Origin of the sequence: Propionivibrio sp., assembly GCF_049316945.1 — a bacterium.
Lineage (GTDB): Bacteria > Pseudomonadota > Gammaproteobacteria > Burkholderiales > Rhodocyclaceae > Propionivibrio.
This window is the reverse complement of sequence record NZ_JBMOJE010000029.1, coordinates 27,973-45,648: the sequence shown is the minus strand read 5'-3', so window position 1 is coordinate 45,648 and position 17,676 is coordinate 27,973. Positions and strand designations below refer to the sequence as shown.

At 58.3% G+C, this 17,676-nt stretch carries 19 protein-coding genes and 2 pseudogenes; 13 read left to right on the top strand and 8 right to left on the bottom strand.

Annotated features, from left to right (window positions below; all coding sequences use genetic code 11):
• The first annotated feature begins 214 nt into the window (after window positions 1-214).
• Window positions 215-448 carry a type II toxin-antitoxin system Phd/YefM family antitoxin gene (locus tag ACOYNV_RS08980; protein WP_422899424.1) on the top strand — a complete coding sequence of 78 codons (234 nt, stop codon included), beginning with the start codon at window positions 215-217 and terminating at the stop codon, window positions 446-448.
• Entirely contained in the window at window positions 445-831 is a 387-nt protein-coding gene (locus ACOYNV_RS08975) for a type II toxin-antitoxin system VapC family toxin (RefSeq protein WP_422899423.1), read from the top strand. Before ACOYNV_RS08980 ends, ACOYNV_RS08975 begins: the two co-directional genes overlap by 4 nt.
• A gap of 31 nt (window positions 832-862) precedes the next feature.
• Here the strand turns inward: ACOYNV_RS08975 and ACOYNV_RS08970 are convergent.
• Both ACOYNV_RS08970 and ACOYNV_RS08965 read right to left on the bottom strand, forming a co-directional pair.
• Window positions 863-1,174, bottom strand: a pseudogene (locus ACOYNV_RS08970) (IS110 family transposase); the annotation flags it as partial.
• Between the two features lie 298 nt (window positions 1,175-1,472).
• Entirely contained in the window at window positions 1,473-1,979 is a 507-nt protein-coding gene (locus ACOYNV_RS08965; protein ID WP_422899422.1) for a hypothetical protein, read from the bottom strand.
• A gap of 925 nt (window positions 1,980-2,904) precedes the next feature.
• Between ACOYNV_RS08965 and ACOYNV_RS08960 the strand changes: the two genes are divergently transcribed.
• The 7 genes and pseudogenes from ACOYNV_RS08960 (at window position 2,905) to ACOYNV_RS08930 (ending at window position 6,102) form a co-directional block, all read left to right on the top strand.
• On the top strand, window positions 2,905-3,129 hold the full coding sequence (locus tag ACOYNV_RS08960) for a hypothetical protein (protein WP_422899421.1): 225 nt from the start codon (window positions 2,905-2,907) through the stop codon (window positions 3,127-3,129).
• A gap of 64 nt (window positions 3,130-3,193) precedes the next feature.
• A pseudogene (locus tag ACOYNV_RS08955) lies at window positions 3,194-3,469 on the top strand (hypothetical protein); the annotation flags it as partial.
• 373 nt (window positions 3,470-3,842) lie between these two features.
• Window positions 3,843-4,178, top strand: coding sequence for a type II toxin-antitoxin system RelE/ParE family toxin (locus ACOYNV_RS08950; RefSeq protein WP_422899420.1), 336 nt, complete (start codon window positions 3,843-3,845; stop codon window positions 4,176-4,178).
• A complete protein-coding gene (locus tag ACOYNV_RS08945) occupies window positions 4,162-4,449 on the top strand; it encodes a helix-turn-helix domain-containing protein (protein ID WP_422899419.1) in 288 nt (95 codons plus the stop codon). The genes ACOYNV_RS08950 and ACOYNV_RS08945 overlap by 17 nt, the downstream gene beginning before the upstream one ends.
• A gap of 369 nt (window positions 4,450-4,818) precedes the next feature.
• Window positions 4,819-5,052, top strand: coding sequence for a type II toxin-antitoxin system Phd/YefM family antitoxin (locus ACOYNV_RS08940; protein WP_422899418.1), 234 nt, complete (start codon window positions 4,819-4,821; stop codon window positions 5,050-5,052).
• A complete protein-coding gene (locus ACOYNV_RS08935) occupies window positions 5,049-5,435 on the top strand; it encodes a type II toxin-antitoxin system VapC family toxin (protein ID WP_422899417.1) in 387 nt (128 codons plus the stop codon). Before ACOYNV_RS08940 ends, ACOYNV_RS08935 begins: the two co-directional genes overlap by 4 nt.
• Before the next feature lie 130 nt (window positions 5,436-5,565).
• On the top strand, window positions 5,566-6,102 hold the full coding sequence (locus ACOYNV_RS08930) for a flavin reductase family protein (RefSeq protein ID WP_422899416.1): 537 nt from the start codon (window positions 5,566-5,568) through the stop codon (window positions 6,100-6,102).
• A gap of 197 nt (window positions 6,103-6,299) precedes the next feature.
• Here the strand turns inward: ACOYNV_RS08930 and ACOYNV_RS08925 are convergent, their stop codons facing one another.
• Window positions 6,300-6,731, bottom strand: a complete 432-nt coding sequence (locus tag ACOYNV_RS08925) for a hypothetical protein (protein WP_422899415.1) — start codon at window positions 6,729-6,731, stop codon at window positions 6,300-6,302.
• Between ACOYNV_RS08925 and ACOYNV_RS08920 the strand changes: the two genes are divergently transcribed.
• A complete protein-coding gene (locus ACOYNV_RS08920; protein ID WP_422899414.1) occupies window positions 6,705-6,989 on the top strand; it encodes a peptidylprolyl isomerase in 285 nt (94 codons plus the stop codon). The two genes, ACOYNV_RS08925 and ACOYNV_RS08920, sit on opposite strands and share 27 nt — an antisense overlap.
• A gap of 333 nt (window positions 6,990-7,322) precedes the next feature.
• On the opposite strand, the gene ACOYNV_RS08915 is transcribed toward ACOYNV_RS08920, so the two are convergent.
• From ACOYNV_RS08915 to ACOYNV_RS08905, 3 genes are all read right to left on the bottom strand, one after another.
• On the bottom strand, window positions 7,323-8,030 hold the full coding sequence (locus tag ACOYNV_RS08915; protein WP_422899413.1) for a DsbC family protein: 708 nt from the start codon (window positions 8,028-8,030) through the stop codon (window positions 7,323-7,325).
• Window positions 8,031-8,048: 18 nt separating this feature from the next.
• Entirely contained in the window at window positions 8,049-9,209 is a 1,161-nt protein-coding gene (locus ACOYNV_RS08910) for a UbiH/UbiF family hydroxylase (RefSeq protein WP_422899412.1), read from the bottom strand.
• Between the two features lie 231 nt (window positions 9,210-9,440).
• On the bottom strand, window positions 9,441-10,703 hold the full coding sequence (locus ACOYNV_RS08905) for an HD-GYP domain-containing protein (protein WP_422899411.1): 1,263 nt from the start codon (window positions 10,701-10,703) through the stop codon (window positions 9,441-9,443).
• A gap of 91 nt (window positions 10,704-10,794) precedes the next feature.
• On the opposite strand from ACOYNV_RS08905, the gene ACOYNV_RS08900 reads away from it, so the two are divergent.
• Genes ACOYNV_RS08900 through ACOYNV_RS08890 form a run of 3 tightly spaced genes read left to right on the top strand, consistent with a single transcriptional unit; the run spans window position 10,795 to window position 15,019 of the window.
• Window positions 10,795-11,448: an ABC transporter ATP-binding protein gene (locus ACOYNV_RS08900; protein WP_422899426.1), complete on the top strand. Its 654-nt coding sequence runs from the start codon at window positions 10,795-10,797 to the stop codon at window positions 11,446-11,448.
• Complete coding sequence (locus tag ACOYNV_RS08895) at window positions 11,445-13,943, top strand: FtsX-like permease family protein (RefSeq protein ID WP_422899410.1); 2,499 nt, start codon at window positions 11,445-11,447, stop codon at window positions 13,941-13,943. Before ACOYNV_RS08900 ends, ACOYNV_RS08895 begins: the two co-directional genes overlap by 4 nt.
• A complete protein-coding gene (locus ACOYNV_RS08890) occupies window positions 13,943-15,019 on the top strand; it encodes a lipocalin-like domain-containing protein (protein WP_422899409.1) in 1,077 nt (358 codons plus the stop codon). Before ACOYNV_RS08895 ends, ACOYNV_RS08890 begins: the two co-directional genes overlap by 1 nt.
• A 342-nt stretch (window positions 15,020-15,361) precedes the next feature.
• Here ACOYNV_RS08890 and ACOYNV_RS08885 read toward each other — a convergent pair whose 3' ends face one another.
• Window positions 15,362-16,285: an SHOCT domain-containing protein gene (locus ACOYNV_RS08885; RefSeq protein WP_422899408.1), complete on the bottom strand. Its 924-nt coding sequence runs from the start codon at window positions 16,283-16,285 to the stop codon at window positions 15,362-15,364.
• Window positions 16,286-16,476: 191 nt separating this feature from the next.
• Window positions 16,477-17,364, bottom strand: a complete 888-nt coding sequence (locus tag ACOYNV_RS08880; RefSeq protein WP_422899407.1) for a transglutaminase-like domain-containing protein — start codon at window positions 17,362-17,364, stop codon at window positions 16,477-16,479.
• Between the last annotated feature and the right edge of the window lie 312 nt (window positions 17,365-17,676).

Here is a 17,676-nt window from a genome sequence, read left to right as displayed (position 1 = left end):
TGGTGTGAAAAGTGCCAAACCAATTGGGTCCTAACAGAAGAAATCTGAAGCTGGATAGTCAATGAATACGCTATTCTCCAGATGCTGTGCTCGAAGGTGGCCTATCCATAATGGTTGCAGTCTCGGAGATACCATCGGTGGATGCGCTCCGCTTATCCACAAGATTATGAACAATGATAAGCTTAGTCCATCACTCAACCAACGGGAGGCCAGCATGCCGCTGACGGTTAATGTTCACGAAGCAAAGACACATTTCTCGCGTTTGCTGGAGCAGGCACATGCCGGCCAGGAAATCGTACTGGCAAAGGCCGGTAAACCTTATGCCCGACTGATGCCGCTGGCGCCAACAGGCGTCAAACGACAACCAGGACGCCTGACCGGACGAGTCACTGAAAACTTCTTCGAACCTTTGCCGACTGAGGAGCTGGATGCGTGGGAAGGTAAATGAGGTTCTTGCTCGATACCCATGCCCTGCTATGGTGGCTGACTGACGACCCCAAGCTGTCGCCTCGTGCCAAAGAAGCGATTGCCGATGAAGCCAACACGATCATGATCAGTGCGGCGAGTGCCTGGGAAATTGCCACGAAATACCGTCTCGGCAAACTCGATATTGCCGCAGAAGTTGTCCCACGCTTCAACGAGTTGATTGAAGCTGACGGCTTTGAGCATTTGCCAGTGACTTATTTGCACGCCTTGAAAGCCGCTGGCTATGGACTTGATCATCGCGATCCCTTTGACCGAATGCTGGCGGCACAAAGTTCGCTGGAATCCGCGACGCTGATTTCGTGCGACCCGGCGTTTGAGGTTTTTGGTACAAAGGTGCATTGGTAGGATCAAAGGAGTCTGACCCCTTTGATCTTAGCCGCAGTAAGTGCGCAAGGTAGCGGGCGTCCGATTCATCGCCGCTGTGCTTGAGCCCTTCGTATTTCTTGATGGCCGTTGTGTTGGCCAGATGGACCTTGAAGCCCGCCGCTTGTAGCCCATCGACCAGCCAGTACCAGTTAAATGTCGATTCGACTACGACCCCTGCCAGTTCCTCTTGCCACGGCATGAGAAATCCCAGTATCTTCGACAAATCGTTGGGGAGTCGCTTCTCGGCGACCACCCGGTCTTCTTCGTCCGTCACGCTCACCACACTGTTGTTTGAATGCAGGTCAATTCCGCTATAGTTCATCTCGGCCTCCGTTGGGTTAGTGCAAGTTCGCAAAACTCACTTTAACTCCACCGCCTCCTCGGCGGTGGGAGGCCGGCTAGATGATTTTCAGACCACGGTTTCCCCGGTTATAAGAACGAAAACCGTGGTCTGTCCCTTATTATTCCTCCGGTTTTCTGTCTCTTCGGTTCTCAACGGAACACTGAGAGAATCCCGTCCTTAGCCATGGGGAGGTTTAGAACAGTAAATCGTGGTCTGTCCCCGGTTTTGGTTAGTTTGGGGTACATGTCCGGGAGGTTTGGCTTTTTCTGGAGATCACCTAATGTGTTTGCTGTCTATTACCAGGCACAAAATTAACGTAGTCTTTTGAGGAAAATTGGTGTTCTGAGAAGCGCGAATAGACGGTAAGGCCGGAACCTGTCAGCGAGGCCATGGCAACCATGCCTTGATCGACATCCGGATAATAGATCAGCGTCGCCATTTGTTTGCCGATCTGGTAGGCGCCGTGGTAGAAGTTAAATGCGGCCAATTTGCATATTAGCAACTTTCGGGCGGTTTCTTTGTGATTGGGATCGACCTGCCGGTACAGTGCTTCGCTGACTGCGCCAAACATGGCGGCTACTTTCGCGTCGTGCGAGATTTCTCCTGCGCCCATAAATCGGTTGTCGGTCACCAAGTGATCCATAAAAAAATACATTGGTTCCGAAAAATCTGTGGCGTTGGCCATCATGGTTTTCAATTTTTCGAGATTTTCAGTGACGCTCTTGGTGGCCGCTGACGGCCGTGCGGGACTGGGCGAGTTCCATTGTTTTTTGCTGGATGTCACGAGATAGCCTCCGTTAATGGGATGGAATTTGATTAGTATTTCACATCTCCACCTGATGGACGAGATTCTTGATTTGCCCGAGACTGCTGTGATGAGTGTCAACACGATTTCCTGATTGCCTATTCGATAGTCCTTAAATCCTTGATCACATCTTCAGGCAGACACATCGAAATGGTCATCATGGCAAAAACCGGGGCCAGACCCTGAGGTTTCTTGTTTTGATGTGGTCACTATTGTTTTAATGAAGCGAACAATCTGAAAATCCGGGGTCAGACCACGGTTTTTTGCTCTGAAAACCGGGGAAACCGGGGTCTGTCCCCGGTTGTTACGCTGATTTCGTGCGACCCGGCGTTTGAGGTTTTTGGTACAAAGGTGCATTGGTAGGATCAAAGGAGTCTGACCCCTTTGATCTGATTCTTGATTTGCCCGAGACTGCTGTGATGAGTGTCAACACGATTTCCTGATTGCCTATTCGATAGTCCTTAAATCCTTGATCATAACAATAGGGGTTCATAACAATAGTAACAATAGGGGTCAGACCACGTTTTTATTTTAATTTTATCCATAAAGCGCTGGCCTGAGAGCCCCCAGCCCGGAAGGGTGCGCAAATTCTTTTCTTTGCGCACGCGGAATCCTTCGCGTGTAAAATCCGGGGTCAGACCACGGTTTTTTGCTCTGAAAACCGGGGAAACCGGGGTCTGTCCCCGGTTGTTACCCGGTTGCGAAAGTTTTTATGCCGCCTATCGCGAGGCCTGGCCACTGGCTGACGGGTTTGAACTGCGCAAAGCGTAAAACAGGGGACAGACCACGGTTTTCGTCCACAGATTAGGATCAAAGGTGTCTCATCCCTTTAATCTTTATGAATCTTTTTGGAGTAGCGAGAGGAGCATACTCATCTCGCCTTGGATGCAAAGGAGCATAGATCGTGCAAACCGCTTACCGTTTAAACGCCAACGAGATCGACATCAATCTGCTTCGCTCGATTCAAGCGCTTTATCATGATAAATGGGTTGAGATTCGTATCAATGAAACGGTCCCGGAACCTCAGATGACTTCGTCGATTCGCAAGGCCGGTGCATTGAAGGGACGGGTTCAGGTTAGTCCTGATTTCAATCAACCCCTAGCCGACATGAGCGATTACGAGTCATGAAAGTGCTGCTTGATACGCATATCGTTCTTTGGTATCTGGATGACCATCCAAAACTGGCGACTCAGTCAACACCTTCCGCAACCCGAAGGGCGACGCGCAGATCGAGATCGAAATGGCCCGCTCGACCGAGGAGGAAAAACAGTCGCAGATCACCCGCCTGCGCGGTTTCCAGAAGCGCAATGAAGCCGCCTCCGGCGCCATGGTCGAACGCCTCAAACAGACGGTCATCGACAACGGCAACGTTTTCGCCGTGCTGATCGATGCGGTGCGTGTCTGCTCGCTTGGGCAGATTACCACGGCACTCTACGACGTAGGCGGGCAGTACCGGCGCAGCATGTAGGTTTTCAGTTTCGTTCCTTGCAACGGGCTCTCCGGTTAACGGCGAGCCCGTTTTTTCTGGTGAGAGCAGATAAAGCCATCATCGCTGCGAGCCACGTGAATAGGCGTTTTGTAACGATGCAAGCCGGAGAGTCAATGAATACGCTTCTCCCCAGATGTAGTGCTTGAAGACTGCCTATCCATAAGGGTTGCAGCCCGTATGGTTTGCAAAATAAAAGTTTTCGAACGCGGATCAATGCTTCAGATAACCGAAGACATTGCCACCTTTGCCCACGTGCGCAAATGGGATTTGCACACCCTACATGGCTTTGATTCTTCGAAGAGCAGCTCGATGTACGGGTTGTCAGATTAACAAATATGTTATTATTTAAGCTATGAATTACACCATCACGTACTACAGCGACAGCGTTCAGGCCGATATAGCGGCGCTTCCGGTGACTCTGGCGGCGCGCTTCTTGAATTTGACTGACCGAATGGAAGTGAGTGGGCCCATTTTGGGCGAGCCGCATACCGAAGCGTTCGGCGGCGGGCTGTTTGAGTTGCGACTGAAGGGGGCGGAGGGTATTGCCCGCGTTTTCTACTGTACTTTGGTCGGTCGCCAAATCGTGATGCTGCATAGCTTTGTCAAGAAGTCGCAGAAGACCCCGCCGCGCGAGCGGCGGATTGCTGAAACTCGAATGAAGGAGATTAAACATGCTGACGCACGCTGAATTAAAAGCCAAGATGCTGGAAAACCCGGCTGTTCGATCTGAATACGAGCGCATCGAGCGCGATGAAATGCCGATGCTCGACGCTATCCTGCAGGCGCGGCACGAGGCGGGGATGACACAAGCCGAGGTGGCCGAGCGCATGGGCACCAAAGCCCCCGCCGTGGCGCGGCTGGAAAGCGCACTGGTTTCAGGAAAGCATTCGCCGTCCATTGCCACGCTACGCAAGTACGCGGCAGCGATGGGTAAGCGGCTGGAGTTACGGTTCGTTTAACTAAAGTGGCCAGCATCGCATTCATTTTCGCGGAATCAAATGCGATGCTGACCCCTTTGATTGGTACCGGCGCAGCATGTAAGTTGTTTGTTCGTTCCTGGCAACGGGCTCCCCGGTTAACGGCGAGCCCGTTTTTTTGATGAGTGCAGTTAAAGTCAGCATCGCTGCGAGCCCTGTGAATAGGCGATCTGCTACGATTCAGTCAGCCCGTAGGGTTTGCAAAACGAAAGTTCGCGAACGCCGATCTATGGTTCAGGTAACCGAAGGCATGACCACCTTCTACCCGCGTGCGCAAACGGGATTTGCACACCCTGCAAGCTTATGAACAATGATAAGCTTAGTCCATCACTCAACCAACCGGAGACCAGCATGCCACTAACGGTTAATGTTCACGATGCAAAGACGCATTTCTCGCGGTTGCTGGAGCAGGCACATGCCGGCCAGGAAATCGTACTGGCAAAAGCCGGGAAGCCTTATGCCCGCCTGATGCCGCTGGCACCGACAGGCGTCAAACGTCAACCAGGACGCCTGGCCGGACGGGTGACTGAAGCCTTCTTCGAACCTTTGCCGGCTGAGGAACTGGATGCGTGGGAAGGTAAATGAGGTTCTTGCTCGATACCCATGCCCTGCTATGGTGGCTGACTGATGACCCCAAGCTGTCGCCTCGTGCCAAAGATGTGATTTCCGACGAAGCCAACGCGATATTGATCAGTGCGGCAAGTGCTTGGGAAATTGCCACGAAATACCGTCTCGGCAAACTTGATATTGCCGCAGAGGCTGTCTCACGCTTCAACGAGTTGATTGAAGCAGACGGCTTTGAGCATTTGCCAGTTACTTATTTGCACGCCTTGAAAGCCGCTGGCTATGAGCATGACCATCGCGATCCCTTTGACCGAATGCTGGCGGCACAAAGTGCGCTGGAATCCGCGACACTGATTTCGTGCGACCCGGCGTTCGAGGCTTTTGGTACAAAGGTGCTCTGGTAGGATCAATGGTGTCTGCACCCTTGATCTTCTACTTTGATCTTCTAGACTTCCAATATGCATTTATGGATTTCCTGACGGGTAGATTTCCTGGAAGTTGATATGGTGCAACGCAAAGAACGGAGGTATCGGCATGGCCAAGCGCGCTCTCCCACTAAGCAAGGTCTATGGCCTTATTGAGCCTGGACCGGTGGTGTTGCTGACCACGGCACATCATGGCAAGATAAACGTAATGCCCATGTCGTGGCACACAATGATGGAATTCGAGCCGCCACTGATCGGCTGCGTCGTCAGCGGCCGCGACTTCAGCTTCACGGCGCTCCAGGCCACGCAGCAATGCGTGCTCTGCATTCCGACGCTTGATCTGGCGGAGAAGGTGGTGGCTTGCGGCAACACCTCCGGCTCACGGGTAGACAAGTTCAATGCCTTCGGCCTGACGCCTTTGCCAGCGACGCTGGTCGACGCACCGCTGATTGCCGAGTGTTACGCCAACCTGGAATGCCGGGTGGTCGATTCGCAACTGGTTGAGCACTACAACTTCTTCGTGCTCGAAGTCATAAAGGCTTGGATCGACCCGGCGTGCAAAGATCCGCGCACGCTTCATCACCGTGGCCGGGGCGTTTTCATGGTTTCCGGTGAGACGATCAAGTTGCCGTCGAAGATGAAATAGGCAGTGATCTGCCTGAGGTTGCAAATGACATCCATGACATTTAACCTTGATTTCCGTAGCAGACTGAAAGCCCCGCCAATTGGCGTTCTGCCATCCTGCATGCTGCAGTGCCAATGAATACGCCACTCTTCAGGCGGGTTGCTGGTAGATCGATTACCCATGGGGCTTGCTGGGTGGCGGCTTTGGTGGCATCCAATTCAATCGGCTTTCGGCGTCAGCAAATACACTTTCTGTTCGATACGAACGAGACGTTCCACAGCGGGATAAGTGTCAAGGTCAGGGTCAGGGTCAGGGTCAGGGTCCGGCTCGAAAAGGCTTTCAACGTAACTGAGCTTTATGTCGAAAGCGTGGGCGTAGAGGCCGGTGATTTCATCGGCTACCGCGAATGGCTGCTCCTGTGTTTCGTCATCGTCCGGTTCTTCCGTGGTGAGCAGAAATATCTTGCAGGCAGCGGGCAGGATTTTACGGAGATGTTCGAGGTAATCTCCGCGAATTTCCTCGGGTAGTGCGGTGAGCGATGCGCGATCAAAGACGGCGGCGACGTCGCCAAGGTCGGCGGCACTGAGCTGGAAGAAATCGCCACAAAGAATACTGATGCGGCCATGTTCCCACAGGATGAATTTACCCACCTGCCGGCGACTGGCCTGTATCCGGTTTTCGCGAAAGAAGGCGCGGGCAGCGAGCGGGCTGCTTTTGCGCTGCCCAAAGGGCAAATCAGCAGCGTTCTGGAATCGCCCATCGGCCTTCACATTATTCGCTGCGACGAGATTTTCCCAAGCGGCCTGCTGGCGTTTGACGAGGTCAGGGAGCAAATCATCGAACGCCAGTTCGACAAGCGCCAACGCAAGGCACAGCGCGACTGGATAGTGGCCTGCCTGGCGGATTGAAGCGGGAGCATGAAAACGAGCCGGGCACAATTGCCGCTACAGAGTTACTCTGCAATGCCCGTGAATAGGCGATCTACAAGCTGGATGCCGTGGGTAGCGCGTAAACATTGAACCTATAAAAAGCAGTTGACCACAGCGAACACGGCGAACACAGCGTAAAAACAATGACTTGCAATGTTTCCATGGCTCACCCTTTGGGTTAGCCATGAAATCCTGAAAAACTGAGGCTTTTCGCTGTGCCCGCCGTGTCGCCGTGGTTTGAACTGAGGTTTTTAGGTTGAATCCCACGGCATAGGCTGTCAAGAGTGCCGTCCTGCTTGGCTTGCAGGCCGACTACTTGCTCGGCGCCTGCTCCAGTTTCTTTTCAATCTGCGCAATCGGCACCGCACCTGGAACGCGTTCGCCATCGGCGAAGAAGATGGTCGGGGTACCGGTTATAGCCAGTTTTCGGCCAGCCTCAACGGTTTTTTGCACGGCCGAGGTGTCGCAGTCGCCCTTGCCGCTTGGCGCCGTACCGTTAATCATCCAGTCGTTCCAGGCCTTGGCCTTGTCGTTGGCGCACCAGATCTGCTTCGATTTTTCCAGCGAGTCCGGCGAGAGAATCGGGTAGAGGAAGGTGTAGATAGTCACGTTGTCGAGCTTGACCAGGTCCTTCGCCAGTTTCTTGCAATAGCCGCAGTTCGGGTCTTCAAAGGTGGCAAGCATCCGCTTGCCGTCGCCGCGCACCTGCTTTACCGCCAACTCAAGCGGCAGGTCGGAGAACTTGATGGCGGTGAGTTTTTGCATGCGCTCACTGGTGATGTTCTTCATCGTCTTGCCGTCGATCAGCGTGCCGGCGAATAGTGCGGTGAGTTTCTCATCCGTGTAGAGGATCTGGCCATCGGTGTAAACCTCGTAAAGGCCCAGGTAGGAGGTCTTGGTGACGCTGCTTACCTTGCTGCCGAGTTTGGCTTCGACCGCCTTCTTGACACTGGCCTCATCGGCCATGGCCGGCAGGCAAAGGGTGGCGGCCAGCGCCAGCGGCAGAAGTTTTTTCAGCATGGAGTTTCTCCGTAGGGATTAAAAGGCGCCGAGCGCATAACGTACGAGCAGGTTTTTTACGACCGGCAAGGCATTGGTCAGATTCATTCCAATGTTGCGCAAGGATTTGAGACCCGGTAGTTTCTCACGAAAAAGCCGGCGAAGTGTATGGGTTGTGTATTGCATCAGGACTGTTTCTTCACGTCGGGCGCTCTGGTAGCGACGCAGCAAGCGTTCGCTGCCGATGTCCTGCCATTCGGCTGTCGCCGCCAACAACTCGGCCAGCGCCTTGGCGTCCTGATAACCGAGATTGATGCCGTGGCCGGACAATGGGTGAATCCCGTGTGCCGCATCGCCGACCAGCGCCAGTCGTGGCGCAACGATGCGTGGAACGTGCATCAGGCGTAGCGGAAAGGCGGTCGCCGGGGTGATCAGCTTCAGTTCGCCCAAGGCCTGGTCGCCGGCCATTGCAACGCGGGTGCACAGTTCTTCGGGTGCCAGCGCCAGCAACTCTGTGGCGTGGGCATCGGGCGTCGACCAGACAATCGAAATGCGCTTGCCGGAAAGTGGCAGCCAGGCCAGGACGCCGTCGTCGCGGAACCACTGGCGAGCCATGCCGCGATGCGGGTGCTCGCATTCGAAATTGGCCACCAGCCCCATTTCGCCGTAGGGCGTATTGATCGCCGGCAGGCCGGTTGCCTGGCGAACCCATGAATCACGGCCATCGGCGCCGACCAGCAACCTTGTCGATAGCCTCTGGCCATCAGCCAGCGTCAGCACGGCGGCGTTCTCGCCCATGTCAACGGTGCGCGGCGCGGCGGGACAAAGCAGGGTGAGGTTGCTTTGCCGCTTGACGTTTTCCCACAGTTCGCAGGCCATCAGCGACGATTCGAGAATCCAGCCGAGTTCCGAAACGCCCGTTTCATAGGCGGAAAAATCGAGTTGCGCGCCGCCATCGCCAAGTATTTTCATGGCGTAAATAGGAGTAATGCGTTCAGCGTCGAGATGCTTCCATGCGCCGATTTTCTGCAGGAAGTCGGCGTTGACCGGACTGATCGCATAAACGCGCGCATCCCAACCGATGGCCGGCGTCGGCGCGCGGCTTTCGACCAGGGCGATTTTCAGGCGCGTATCGCGCAAGGCGCAGGCCAGCGAGAGCCCTGCCAGGCCGCCACCCACGATGACTACATCGAACTGCATAGAAAACTCCGATAAGCCGCAATTGTGCCGATTGTGCCTTGTAGGGCTGACGTTTTACAAGCCTGGCGTGAGCGCCTGTGAAAAAATCTAAAATCCAACGCAAAGCCGCAAAGGGGCAAAGAAAACGCGAAGGACCCCCCCCCTTGTTTGCAAAGGTTTTCTTTGCGAAACCTTTGCTCCTTTGCGCCTCTGCGGTGGGGGCTAGGTATTTTTTCACAGCCTCTGAGCGGTTCACAGCTCGAAGTGGTGCCGCACGCGTTCCTCCAGAAGCTGACGGGCATCGCTTTCGGCGCGGTTTGCCAGGCAATTGAAAATTTCGTCTGCCAGCGTGCGAAACACTGCCATGACCTCCGGATCGAAATGGCTTCCGGTGTCTTTCTCAAGAATCGCCATCGCGGCGTCAAACCCCATCGGCTCCTTGTATGGGCGTTTCGAACAGAGGGCGTCGAACACATCGGCCACGGCAAAAATACGCGCTGAGAGCGGTATCGCCTCGCCGACAAGTTGGCGCGGATACCCGGATCCGTTCCATTTTTCGTGATGCCCGGCAACGACTGCATTGGCGCCATCAAGCCAGCCCATTCCTGTGACAATTTCCTCGCCCTGCTCGACGTGGGTGCGCATGATGACCCATTCAGCCGCGTCGAGCTTGCCGGGTTTGAGCAAAATTGCGTCGGGAATCCCGATTTTTCCCACATCGTGCAGAAAGCTGCCAGCGATCAGCGCCTGCATCGCGCTTCCGGTCTGTCCCATGGACTCGGCGATGCACGCGGCGATCCAGGCCACACGGTAATTGTGTGCGCCGGTATCGGAATCGCGCTTGGCAATGGCGCGGCCAAGCGCTTCCATCATCGATAGATGTGAATCGAGCACCTCGCGCGCCTTGCGCTCGTTGTCGGCCGACAGATGCACCACCACCGGATAGAGCACCGCTCCGCACAGCAAGGAGGCCAGGCCTACCATCAAGGCCACGGCCAGGGAACTGGTGAAGATTTGCTCGCGCTGCCACTCCGGCACAACGCGTACGCCCTCGAAATAGCCGGTAATCGGGCCGTTCACGTCCGTTTCCGAATTGCGCAGAGGAACAAAAATCCGCAGTACCCAATGCCCGTCAGGAAGTTCCATGCTCTCGTAAGACGCTTTGCTGTATTTCGGCGACCCATGATTGGGTAGCGCCGACTCGACCGCGTCGCCCTCGCTGGTCAGCGATTCGGCAAGCTTGCGCCCGTCGCTTCCGTATATTTCGGCGATGTCGAACAAACCGCCGGAAATGCTCTTGGCCGCTTGCGTGGCATGTTCGACGGCATCGGGATCGCTCAGATCAAGGGCGCGGTGGTGGTGAAGCAAGCGGCCGGATTGCTCGTTGGCCAGGGACACGATGCTTTCCTCGGCGTTTTCGCGAGCCACAAACCAGGCTACAGGACTGGCGATGCACGCCAGCAGAATGCTGACAGAGGCAATTCGAATCGCCGTGCGTTTCTGGAAGGCGTTCACCGAAATCTCCTTGATTAGCCTTGCTTGTTAAAAACAGAGTATATCCTCTGGCTCAATGGAACCGACCGGAAACAGATACCTCTTACCTCCCATGCTCGAAATCGAACACCTTTCCCGCCAGTTCAATGGCCGCATCGTCCTGCGGGACGTTTCGCTGCGTCTGCAGCCGGGCGAATACGTGGCCATCGTCGGCGAATCCGGCGTCGGCAAGTCCACCCTGCTCAACCTGATCGCCGGGCTGGACCGGCCCGATGGCGGGCGGCTGGCGCTCGATGGCAATGACTACGCCAGGCTCGACGAGGATGCGCTGACCCGCTTGCGCCGCGACAAGCTGGGTTTCGTCTTCCAGGCCTTCCATGTGTTGCCGCATCTCACCGTGCGCCAGAACGTGGCACTGCCGCTGTGGTTGCAAGGTGCGGATGGCGCGGCGGCTGATGAGCCGGCGCAGCTTCTGCTCGAGGCCGTGGGGCTCGGCGATCGGGCGGCCAGTTGGCCGCGCGAGCTTTCCGGTGGCGAGATGCAGCGCGTGGCGATTGCCCGCGCCCTGGTGCATCGCCCGCGCCTGGTGCTGGCCGATGAGCCGACCGGCAACCTCGACCCGGCCAACGGTGCCAAGGTGCTGGCGCTGCTTGCCGAGCGCATTCGCCAGGCGGGAGCCATCGGCATTCTGGTCACCCATTCTCGGGAAGCGGCAGCCACCGCCGATCGCGTTCTGCACCTTGGCGCCGAAGGGCTGCACGCATGAGGCTGGCACCGGTCTTTCTCGGCTCGCTGGCGCGGCGGCGGGTGGCGACGCTGTTTTCGCTGGCCGCGATTGTCCTCGGCGTGGCGCTTGGCATGGCGGTGCAGGCGGTGCATGAGGCGGCGCTGTCCGAGTTTGGCCGTGGCCTGCGCTCGATGGCTGGCGAGGCCGACTTGCAGGTGGTGGGGCCGCGCGGCGGCTTCGACGAAAACCTCTACGCCTTGCTCGCTGTCCGCCCCGAGGTGACCGAGGCCAGCCCCGTCGTCGAGGTCGAAGCGAAACTTGTCGGCGGGGAAGAAACGCTGCAATTGCTGGGGGTGGATGTCTTCGCGCTGGCGCGCGTGACGCCGGCGCTGTTTCCGCGACCGGCAGAAGGCATGGATCGCTTCGCCACGCTGGCCGACGACGGGCTGTTTCTCAGTGCGGCAGCGCAAAGCGCACTTGGGGTGAAACCCGGCGACAGCCTCCGTTTGCAAGCCGGTACCCAGGAATTCAGCCTGCGGGTCGTCGGCGATCTGCCCGGTGCGGCAGAAAATCGCCGTCTGGCGGTGATGGACATCGCTACCGTGCAAAACCGTTTCTCAAAACTCGGTCGACTGACGCGCATCGACCTGCGCCTGCAGGAAGGGGTGAGGCCCGAAACGGTGCGTGCGGATTTGCAGGCCATGTTGCCCGCCGGGGTGCTGATCGAGGCGCCGCAGGCGGCCGAGAACCAGGCGGCCAACCTGTCGCGCGCCTACCGGGTGAATCTGACCATGCTGGCGGCGATGGCGCTGCTCACCGGCGGCTTTCTGGTGTTCTCGGCGCAGGCATTATCTGTAGTGCGCCGGCGCACCGAGTTCGCCTTTCTGCGCGCCATCGGGCTGTCCCGCCGCAGCCTGTTTACCTGGCTGGTGGCCGAAGGTGCGCTGGTCGGACTGGCCGGTGGTCTGCTTGGCGTGGCGCTCGGCCATGGCTTGGCCTGGGCAATGCTGGCCGTGCTCGGCGGCGATCTCGGTGCCGGGTATTTTTCGGGGTTGAAACCGCAGCTCCAGTTCCAGCCGCAGGTAAGCGCAATTTACGTGGCGCTGGGTATGCTGGCCGGCATTGCCGGTGCCTGGCTGCCGGCGCGCGAGGCCGCCACGGTATCGCCCGCCCAGGCCCTGAAGGCCGGCGACGAGGCAGCGCTGCTCGGCGGGCACGGCCATCCGAAACTGGGCATCGCACTGCTGCTGGCCAGCCTCGCCGCGTGCTGGATTCCACCAGTGAACGGGCTTCCGGTCGGGGGCTATCTGGCCATCGCCTGCCTGCTGGCCGGTAGCGTCATGTTGTTGCCGATGGTGGCGGCCATCATCGCCCGGCGGCTGCCGCAGCGCGGGCCGGTGTCATCGCGTCTGGCCATAGCGCGGCTGGGCGCGGCGCCGGGGCATGTCGTGGTGGCTGCAGCCGGCGTGCTGACCAGCGTTGCGCTGGCGGCGGCGATGGCGATCATGGTCGCTTCGTTCCGCGATTCGGTCGACGAGTGGCTGAACCAGATCCTGCCCGCCGACCTCTACATGCGCGCCGGCACGGCGCAGACCAGCGGCTTTCTGGACGAAGGCATGCAGGCACGGATTGCTGCGGTACCCGGCGTCGGCCAAGTAAAGTTTACGCGCCATGAAAGCCTGCGCCTGGCTGCCGGGCAGGCACCCGTGGCCTTGATCGCCCGCCCAATCTCGGCCGCTGGCAGCGAATTGCCGCTGGTTGGCGTCGCGCAATCCACTGGCGGCAACGGCGAGCCGACGATCTGGATTTCCGAAGCCATGCAGGATCTGTATCGCTGGCGACCCGGCCAGCAAGTGGAACTTCCAATGGCGGGTCGACCGGTGCGCCTGCAGGTGGCCGGCGTCTGGCGCGACTATTCGCGGCAGACCGGCGCGGTGATGATCAACCTCGCCGACTACCGCCGGCTGACCGGTGACCATCTGGTCAACGATGCGGCGATCAAGCTGGCGCCGGGTGCGGCGGCCAATCAGGTGGCCGACGCGCTGATCGCTACCGGCGGCCCGGGAGTGCTGCAGATTGCCCATCCCGGCGAGATTCGCGCCATCAGCCTGCGCATCTTCGACCGTACCTTTGCCGTCACCTATCTGCTGGAAGCGGTCGCCGTGATCATCGGGCTGGCCGGCGTGGCGGCCAGCTTTGCGGCACTGGCGGCGGCGCGGCGGCGCGAGTTCGGGATGCTCCGCCATCTCGGCCTGACGCGCCGCCAGATCGGCTGGATGCTCGCCCAGGAAGGCGCGCTGGCGGCGGGCGTCGGCGTCTTCGGCGGGCTGCTGGCCGGCGGCGCCATCGGGCTGGTGCTGATCGAGGTGGTCAATCGGCAGAGCTTTCACTGGAGCATGGACCTGCATGTGCCATGGGCTTCGCTGGCCCTGTTCGCGCTTGGCTTGATCGCCCTGGCGGCACTGGCAGCGGTACTCGCCGGGCGGCAAGCCATGCGCCAGGACGCGGTGCTGGCGGTGAGGGAAGACTGGTGATGCACCGACGCGCATTCCTTATGGCGCTGGCCAGCCTGCCAGCCTGGCGCCTCAATGCGGCAGAAGCCGTTGAGTTCGCCCCGGTGCTTCCTGGGCGCAAGCTGGTTTTCCCCTTCGATCACGGCGCCCACCCGGATTTCCGCACCGAATGGTGGTACGCCACCGGCTGGCTGAGCTTGCCTGACGGCAGCCCGCTCGGATTCCAGAGCACTTTCTTCCGTGTGCGCACCGGTGTCGGCGAGCACAACCCGAGCGCCTTCGCGCCGCGCCAGTTGATCCTCGCGCACGCGGCGATCGCCGACCCGCGTCTTGGCCGTTTGCGTCACGACCAGCGCGCCGCCCGCGTCGGCTTCGGCCGCGCGGGTTTCGCAACCGGGCGGACCGGCGTACGGGTCGGCGACTGGCGTTTAGAGCAGCACGATGAACGCTATCAGGCCGAGGTGAATGCCGCTGATTTTTCCTACTCGCTGACGCTTGCCCCGGATGGCCCTCCCCTGCTCAACGGTGCTGCCGGGTTCAGCACCAAGGCTCCAGACCCGCGCCACGCCAGCTACTACTACAGCCGCCCGCAACTCAAGGCCAGCGGTACGGTATCGCTCGATGGCCGCATGCAAGCGGTGACCGGTCAGGCCTGGCTGGACCACGAATGGTCAAGCGAAATGCTGCCCGATGAAGCGCAAGGCTGGGACTGGATCGGTCTGAACCTCGACGATGGCAGCGCGCTGATGGCCTTTCGTCTGCGCCGCCAGGACGGTACGGCGCTGTGGTCCGCCGCCACTTTCCGGTCGCTTGGCGGCAATGCGCTGGTGCTGGCGCCGGAGGCTGTCGCTTTTGCACCTTTGCGCCAATGGCGCTCGGCACGTACCGGCATCAATTACCCTGTCGAATGGCGGATGCGCATCGGCACGCGGCTCCTGCATCTGCAACCGCTGATCGACGATCAGGAACTGGACAGCCGGCGTTCGACCGGTGCGGTGTACTGGGAAGGCGCAGTGCGCGTGCTGGAAGATGGCCGGGAGATCGGGCGGGGCTATCTGGAGATGACCGGGTATGGGGAGAGGATCAGGGTCGGGTGAAATTTTCCGCTTGTCTGTTCATCCTGGAAAAAGCAGTTGACCACGGCGAACACAGCGAACACAGCGAACACAGCGGAAAAACAATGACTTGCAATGTTTTCATGAATCACCCTTTGGGTGAGCCATGAAATCCTGAAATGCTGAGGATTTTCGCTGTGCCCGCCGTGTCGCCGTGGTTTGAACTGCGGTTTTTAGGTTCATGTCATCGCCATGAAATGCAGTTCGCGGGCGCCGACCACGATCAACTGAATCACTCGGGCAGGCTTTGGCGAAGCGAAACAGTTGAATTCTGGCGTGAGCATCTTGATGGGCGCTGGGCGGCTCAGTTGCCGCCGCCGCAGTTCAGAGTCGGCCCAGCAAGTCCGCCTTCTTGCTCGCGAACTCTTCATCGCTCAGCACGCCCTTGGCGTGCAGATCCGCCAGTTTCTCGATCGTCGCGAATACATCGCTGCTTTGTACGAGCCCCGGCGAGGCCGACGACGCTTTCAAGTCGGCTTGTTGCGCAGGTACCCACGGAATAGACGCTGCTGTCGGCGATGATGGCTCTGGCGAAACTTGCTCCGGCGACGCTGGCGCCACCCCATCGATGGACACGATCGGCAGGCTCGCCACATCGATTAGTCCATATTGACTGCTGAAGGACAAGGATCCGCCCACCGATTGCTGCTGCGAGAAGCCACCGATCTGGTGATCAAGCGTGTCATAGACCGTGACGTGTCCGTTGACTTCTATCGCCAGTCGTCGCGCTTGTCCGAAGTAGGCATAGCGCACGCCGTTCTGTGCACCGGTGCTGTTCGGCCAGCGCAGATCAGCGGGCCACCAGTCGCCTGAGGTGCCGGGTGCGGGAGGAACGAACAGGCTGACTGGCCCCATGGGTCCGGAAGCGCCCTGTTGCTGCTGCCCGCCGCCATAATTGCTCTGCTGTTGACCATTGTTGTAGCCACCTTGACCCTGCCCACCCTGGCTTTGCGACTGGAAGCTGCCACTGCGGATAAGATCAGGCTGGTTGGCGATCAGGTTCGACAGGTCGTTGCACAACCCGTCGATGCGTCCCTTGAGAAAGTTGTTGAACATGTCCGAAACCATGATCATGCCGCCACGCATCCACTGACCGGAACCGGAGAATTCGGGATGAGAAAACTGCGCCATGCTGCCGTTGCCGTTGATGACCGATTCGAGCATGCTCGACACGGCATTGGAACTGAAACCATGGCGCTGTGCAAGTTCGTTGATGGCTTGTTGGCCATTGAGGGAAAGCTGTCGCATGGTGATCCTTTAAAGTGCAACCGCCACGTGTGAAATCGATTCTGGGTGCGCGCGAGGTGCAGGCGACCACAAAGGCGAACGTGCCGGAAATGGTGATGCCGTTGGGACGGCGGAAATAAAGCTTGGTTCATTCGTCGCGACTTGCGCAATCTCGCGACAAGGTGATTCTTGCAAGGTGATTCTTTCGTGGATCAACTAAACGAATTGAGCTCCGCACCACTGTCTGTTGACAGCGCATTCCTGCAGTGATGCGGGAGCACGATACCGAGCGCCGCGTCTTCGATAGCCGAGGCGAAGATCACCGGCGCTTGCGATCTGACGCCACCAAAAATGGTGGCGAAGGCCACATCGGCCGCGTCACGTCCGGTACCGAAGCGCACAAAACCCATCGGGATGGCCGTACCGGACGGGTCGAAAATATACCAGCGGGAACCGAGGAAAACCTCCACGTAGGCGTGAAAGTCCGGGGGGGTGTGGGCCGGGAAGGCGCCGTAGTCGGTGCCCGTAGCGAAGCGCGCAGGGATGTTGACGGCGCGGCACAGGGCAATCATCAGGTGAGCGAAGTCACGACAGACACCAACTTGCTCAATGAGCGTGTCAACGGCTGACGTATTTGAGTTCGAACTGTTCGCTGTGTAAGTGACGCGATTTCTAACCCATTCGTGGATAGCCTGCACGCGGCTGTGCCCCTGCCTTAGGCAGCCAAACTCATTAATCGCCAGCTTGACCAAACGGTCTGATTGGCAATATCGGCTCGGATAGATGTAACCGATTACCTCGGGGGGCAGGTAGCGCACAGGCACCTCGTCAAGTTGCTCGGGTTCTGCCATGTGGTGCATGAGATCCACCGTGACGGCATACGACAGCTTCAGTTCGCCGGGCATGGCCCGCACCCGCAGGTAGCGATTGCCGGTTACTGGATCAGTATGCATCTGCTGAGAAATCGACTGACTCAGAATGCATTGTTCGGCAACGATACTTTGCCTTGGCGTGTGCGCGGCGTGGATGTTAAACACGAAGTCGGCACCGTAATCGTCGATTTCATAGTTCAACTCGACTTGCAACTCGATGCGTATCATTGCGGGGGGCTTTTTATGGTTTTATTGGAGCTACTGGTAGGCAACTGTTGACGCCAAGGCATGCATAAGAGCTGTTGTCTGCCTGAAAGTTCCGAGTTTTTGGTGCGTGCCAAATCGTCCTCCCAAATTGATGCTTCGGGTTTCAGTCAAGTTCAGACCGGCGGTGAAGCCGGAATCAACGGCGCCTGACCGGTTCCCCGATAGGTTTTGCGCGTGCTCCTGGGCAGTGGTGTCCGCGCACAGGATATGGAATATCAGATCGCGGCCGTTGCGGATCAGTTGCAGTCCATCCCCCAGAGTAAATACGGGTGT

Excerpts from the sequence above, each read along its gene's own strand:
- ACOYNV_RS08980 (WP_422899424.1), top strand. The coding sequence starts at position 215 with ATGCCGCTGACGGTTAATGTTCACGAAGCAAAGACACATTTCTCGCGT.
- ACOYNV_RS08975 (WP_422899423.1), top strand. The coding sequence starts at position 445 with ATGAGGTTCTTGCTCGATACCCATGCCCTGCTATGGTGGCTGACTGAC.
- ACOYNV_RS08950 (WP_422899420.1), top strand. The coding sequence starts at position 3,843 with ATGAATTACACCATCACGTACTACAGCGACAGCGTTCAGGCCGATATA.
- ACOYNV_RS08945 (WP_422899419.1), top strand. The coding sequence starts at position 4,162 with ATGCTGACGCACGCTGAATTAAAAGCCAAGATGCTGGAAAACCCGGCT.
- ACOYNV_RS08940 (WP_422899418.1), top strand. The coding sequence starts at position 4,819 with ATGCCACTAACGGTTAATGTTCACGATGCAAAGACGCATTTCTCGCGG.
- ACOYNV_RS08935 (WP_422899417.1), top strand. The coding sequence starts at position 5,049 with ATGAGGTTCTTGCTCGATACCCATGCCCTGCTATGGTGGCTGACTGAT.
- ACOYNV_RS08930 (WP_422899416.1), top strand. The coding sequence starts at position 5,566 with ATGGCCAAGCGCGCTCTCCCACTAAGCAAGGTCTATGGCCTTATTGAG.
- ACOYNV_RS08920 (WP_422899414.1), top strand. The coding sequence starts at position 6,705 with ATGTTCCCACAGGATGAATTTACCCACCTGCCGGCGACTGGCCTGTAT.
- ACOYNV_RS08915 (WP_422899413.1), bottom strand. The coding sequence starts at position 8,030 with ATGCTGAAAAAACTTCTGCCGCTGGCGCTGGCCGCCACCCTTTGCCTG.
- ACOYNV_RS08910 (WP_422899412.1), bottom strand. The coding sequence starts at position 9,209 with ATGCAGTTCGATGTAGTCATCGTGGGTGGCGGCCTGGCAGGGCTCTCG.
- ACOYNV_RS08900 (WP_422899426.1), top strand. The coding sequence starts at position 10,795 with ATGCTCGAAATCGAACACCTTTCCCGCCAGTTCAATGGCCGCATCGTC.
- ACOYNV_RS08895 (WP_422899410.1), top strand. The coding sequence starts at position 11,445 with ATGAGGCTGGCACCGGTCTTTCTCGGCTCGCTGGCGCGGCGGCGGGTG.
- ACOYNV_RS08890 (WP_422899409.1), top strand. The coding sequence starts at position 13,943 with ATGCACCGACGCGCATTCCTTATGGCGCTGGCCAGCCTGCCAGCCTGG.
- ACOYNV_RS08885 (WP_422899408.1), bottom strand. The coding sequence starts at position 16,285 with ATGCGACAGCTTTCCCTCAATGGCCAACAAGCCATCAACGAACTTGCA.
- ACOYNV_RS08880 (WP_422899407.1), bottom strand. The coding sequence starts at position 17,364 with ATGATACGCATCGAGTTGCAAGTCGAGTTGAACTATGAAATCGACGAT.